The organism is Micromonospora sp. NPDC002411 (assembly GCF_053592955.1).
In genome coordinates, this window is the sequence record NZ_JBSFBM010000471.1 from 1 (window position 1) to 3,964 (window position 3,964).

At 72.3% G+C, this 3,964-nt stretch carries 4 protein-coding genes; all 4 read left to right on the top strand.

Annotated features, from left to right (window positions below; genetic code table 11):
* The first annotated feature begins 176 nt into the window (after positions 1–176).
* The gene (locus ACWCO3_RS32375; protein WP_450013713.1) at positions 177–1,379 is read left to right on the top strand and encodes a hypothetical protein; all 1,203 of its coding nucleotides are present in this window, start codon (positions 177–179) and stop codon (positions 1,377–1,379) included.
* Positions 1,380–1,439: 60 nt separating this feature from the next.
* The gene (locus ACWCO3_RS32380; protein WP_145786192.1) at positions 1,440–2,309 is read left to right on the top strand and encodes a PHP domain-containing protein; all 870 of its coding nucleotides are present in this window, start codon (positions 1,440–1,442) and stop codon (positions 2,307–2,309) included.
* 40 nt (positions 2,310–2,349) lie between these two features.
* Positions 2,350–2,964 (top strand): MarC family protein, encoded by a 615-nt coding sequence (locus ACWCO3_RS32385; protein ID WP_145786193.1) that lies wholly within the window; start codon positions 2,350–2,352, stop codon positions 2,962–2,964.
* A 136-nt stretch (positions 2,965–3,100) separates the two neighbouring features.
* Complete coding sequence (locus tag ACWCO3_RS32390; RefSeq protein ID WP_208745241.1) at positions 3,101–3,928, top strand: RecB family exonuclease; 828 nt, start codon at positions 3,101–3,103, stop codon at positions 3,926–3,928.
* Positions 3,929–3,964: the final 36 nt, after the last annotated feature.

Below are 3,964 nucleotides of genomic sequence, written 5' to 3' on the forward strand. Positions count from 1 at the left end.
ATCGACAACAACGACTGGATCTCGTTCCGCCCGTACAACCTGACCGGCGTCCCGCAGGTCGTGTTGCCCACCGCCCCGGCGGCCGTGCCCGTCGGCACGGGCTCCGGGGAGCAGCAGTGAGCGGATTGCCAGGCCGGCCCGACAACCTGACGGCCGGGTCGAAGCGTTCATACGAGGTGCGGCCTGACGAGCTGGAAGGTGCGGTGCGGGAGAGCCTCTCGCACCAGGTGACCCTTGCCCGCCCGCTGCGCGCCGACCCCGCTGGCCAGGCGATTCGACGTGCGAATCGGATCCGGCGGCGGCGCACCGGCGTCGGGCTCGCGCTCGCGGCAGCCGTCACCGTGCTGCTGGGCGCCGGCATGGTCCAACTCGGTGCGGGAACCGGGCGGGACGGCACGCCCATCGTGGTGATCGGTGATCCGGACCGGTCCAACCGGCCGGTCCCCACGGCCAGCGTTCCCGGTGCCGAATCCTCGTCCGGGACGTCCGCCTCCCTGATCGTGAGCGAGACCCTGGTCAACCCCGACGGGCAGCGGCTGGTGCTGCGCGACATCGGGCCGGCCGAACACGCCCAACTCCTGCCCGGTGGAGACGGTTGGTTGGTGGTCAGCACGCCGACCACCGCCGGCCGCACCCTCTGGGTCGTGCAGGACGACGGCCTGGTGCAGGTGCTGCTCGCCGGTGCAGGCTCGATCGTCCTGGCACCGGACAGCCGACAGGTCGCCTGGCGCGACGGCGGTGACCTGTTCGTGGCGGGGGTGGTCGGCACCCAGCTCATCGGCGCGGCGCGCACCCCGGTGCCGGCAGCCGCGGAGCCCATCCGGTTCGTCGGTGACAGCGTGCTGGTCCGGCTCGACACCGCGAGTGCCGGTCACACCCTCTGGCGGCCGGGCGCCGGGCAGTTGCCCGCAGCCGTCGACCGGCAGACCCTCAACGTCTACGGAGAACTGCCCGACGGGCGACTGGTCGGCCAGACCGTCGCGACCGACCCCGGCGGGACCTGCCTGGCCGTACTCGACCCGACGCGCCACCTGCAGCCGGTGGAGTCCAGCTGTGATGCGGACCTGACCCGGGACGGCGTGGGCGGGGTCTCCACCGACGGGCGGTGGCTGCTGGTGAACGGACGGGTGGGCAAGGCCAGCCGTGCGCTCCTGATCGACCTGCGACGACTCGGGCCCGCGCCGACCGCCGTTCCGGCCGGGCCGCCGATGACCGGCGCGATCGTCTGGAGCAACGACACCCAGGCCGTGTACCTCGACGACGGTGGTGACCTGGTCCGGGTCGACGTCGGCCGGGTACGGGCCGGGAAACCGGCGACTCCCGCGCCGGTGCCCGACGTGCCAGCCGGGGACCGACCCGTACTGGTCAGCAGCTTCTGATCCACCGGTCGGAACGACCTCCGCGAGGCAGGCTCGGTGCTCCCTCGGTAGCGTCATGAGGTGACCTCGCGTACCGGTGCCCCGCGGATCGACCTGCACACCCACTCGACAGCCAGCGACGGCACGTTGACCCCGGTCGAGCTGGTCCGGGCCGCAGGCACGGCAGGGCTGGACGTGTTGGCGATCACCGACCACGACACCACCGCCGGCTGGGCGGCGGCGGTTGGCGCGTTGCCGCCCGGACTGCGCCTGATCCGAGGTGCGGAGCTCTCCTGTCGCTGGTCCGGCACCGAACCCGCGGTGCCGCTGCACCTGCTGGCGTACCTGTTCGACCCGGACCACCCCGAACTGGTGGCCGAGCTGGCCCGGGTGCGGGCCGCCCGGGAAGATCGCGGCGAACGGATAGTCGCGCTGTTGCGCGCCGACGGCATCGACGTGAGCTGGCCGGAGATCCTGGCCGGTGCGGACGGAGGGACCGTGGGACGGCCGCACATCGCGCAGGCGCTGATCCGGGCCGGTCTGGTCGGCAGCACCCGGGAGGCGTTCGGCTCGGACTGGCTGGGCGAACGGTACCGGCTACCCAAGGACGACATCGACGTGTTCCAGGCGGTCCGGCTGGTGCGATCGGCCGGCGGTGTGCCGGTCTTCGCCCATCCCCGGGCCACCCGCCGTGGCCGGGTGGTGCCCGACGAGTTGATCACCGAGTTGGCCGCCGCCGGACTTGCCGGGCTCGAGGCCGACCACGAGGACCACAGCCCCGCCGAGCGTGCGCACGTCCGGGCGCTCGCCGCCGACCTGGGCCTGCTCGTCACCGGCTCCTCGGATTTCCACGGCACGCACAAGACCGTGCAGCTCGGTGCGTTCAGCACAGGCGTCGAGGCGTACGAGCGGATCGTCGCCGAAGGGGTGACCGAGGTCGCTTCCGGCTGATCTGCGTTTCGGCGGAATACGGCGCGGCTAGGTTGATCACGTGGATCTGAAGCTGTTCGGCGAGGTTTTCGTGACCCTGCTGGTGATCACTGACCCCCCGGGCATGATGCCGATCTTCCTGGCGTTGACCGGTCCGCTACCCGCCCGCGACCGCAACCGGGCGGCCTGGCAGGCCGTCGCGTTGGCGTTGGGCGTGATCGTGATCTTCGCGGTGGCGGGTCAGACCCTGCTGGACTACCTGCACGTGGACCTGCCGGCGTTGCAGGCGGCCGGTGGGCTGCTGCTCGTACTCGTCGCCCTGGAGTTGCTCACCGGCAAGACCGACGGCCCCAGCACGGACGCCACCTCGAACATCGCCCTGGTGCCGCTGGGCACCCCGCTGCTGGCCGGTCCGGGGGCCATCGTGGCCACCATGCTCTTCGTCCAGCAGGCCGACGGCCTGGGCGACTACACCGCCATCGCCGTGGCGATCCTCGCCGTGATGGTCGCCGTCTGGATCGTCCTGCGCTTCTCCGGCGGCATCGTGAAGATTCTGCGGCCCGGTGGCATCGAGGTGCTGACCAGGATCGCCGGCCTGCTGCTGGCCGCGATCGCCGTGCAGCTCATCGCCGACGCCGTGTTCGCCTTCGTCACGCACTACGTGAACATGACCTGACCGGCACACCCACGCTGTCGGAGGTGGATGGCAGGATCGCAGGGTGCGACGATCCTCATCAGCGGGACGGCCAGCGGCCGGTGGCCGGGCCCCCCGACAACGCGACGGCGGTGCCGAGCAACTCGGCTTCGAGGGCATGCCGGAGCGCCTGTTCGTCTGCACACCGAGCAAACTCGGCGCGTTCGCCGACTGCCCGCGCCGCTACCGCTACTCGTACGTCGACCGGCCGACACCGCCCAAGGGTCCGCCGTGGGCGCACAACTCGCTCGGTGCCAGCGTGCACACCGCCCTGAAGAACTGGTACGCGCTGCCCGCCGACCGTCGTCGCCCCGAGGCGTTGGCCACCCTCCTCAAGGGCACCTGGGTCCGCGAGGGCTACCGCGACGACGAGCAGGAGCGGGCCGCCTACCGGCGGGCGTTGGGCTGGCTGGAGGCGTACGTCGAGACGCTGGAGGCCGACTCCGACCCGCTCGGCGTGGAGCGGGTGGTGGCGGTCAAGACCGCCGTGCTGGCGTTCAACGGTCGGGCCGACCGGATCGACTCGCGGCCCGGTCCGGAGGGGCCGGAGCTGGTCATCGTCGACTACAAGACCGGTCGCAGCGGGTTGGACACGGACGACGCGCGGGGTTCGCAGGCGTTGGCGCTCTACGCGTACGCGGCCGAGCGGGTGTTCCGCCGACCGTGTCGCCGAGTGGAGCTGCACCACCTGCCTACCGGCACGGTCGCCGGCCACGACCACACCGTCGAGTCGCTGGCCCGGCAGTTGACCCGTGCGGAGGAGACAGCCCGCGACATCATGGCCGCCGAACGGGCGGTCGCCGACGGGGCCGACGCGGACGAGGCGTTCCCGGTGGCGCCCAGCCCGCGCTGTGGCTGGTGTGACTTCCGCCGGCACTGCCCGACGGGGGCGCAGGTGCCGGGCAAGGAACCGTGGGCAGCCGTGGACCGGCACGCCGACGGCTGACCTCCGGCGCGGGCAGTCGGGTCAGCCGGCCAGCGA

Coding starts and splice junctions, on each gene's coding strand:
- ACWCO3_RS32390 (WP_208745241.1), top strand. CDS start 3,101: ATGCCGGAGCGCCTGTTCGTCTGCACACCGAGCAAACTCGGCGCGTTC.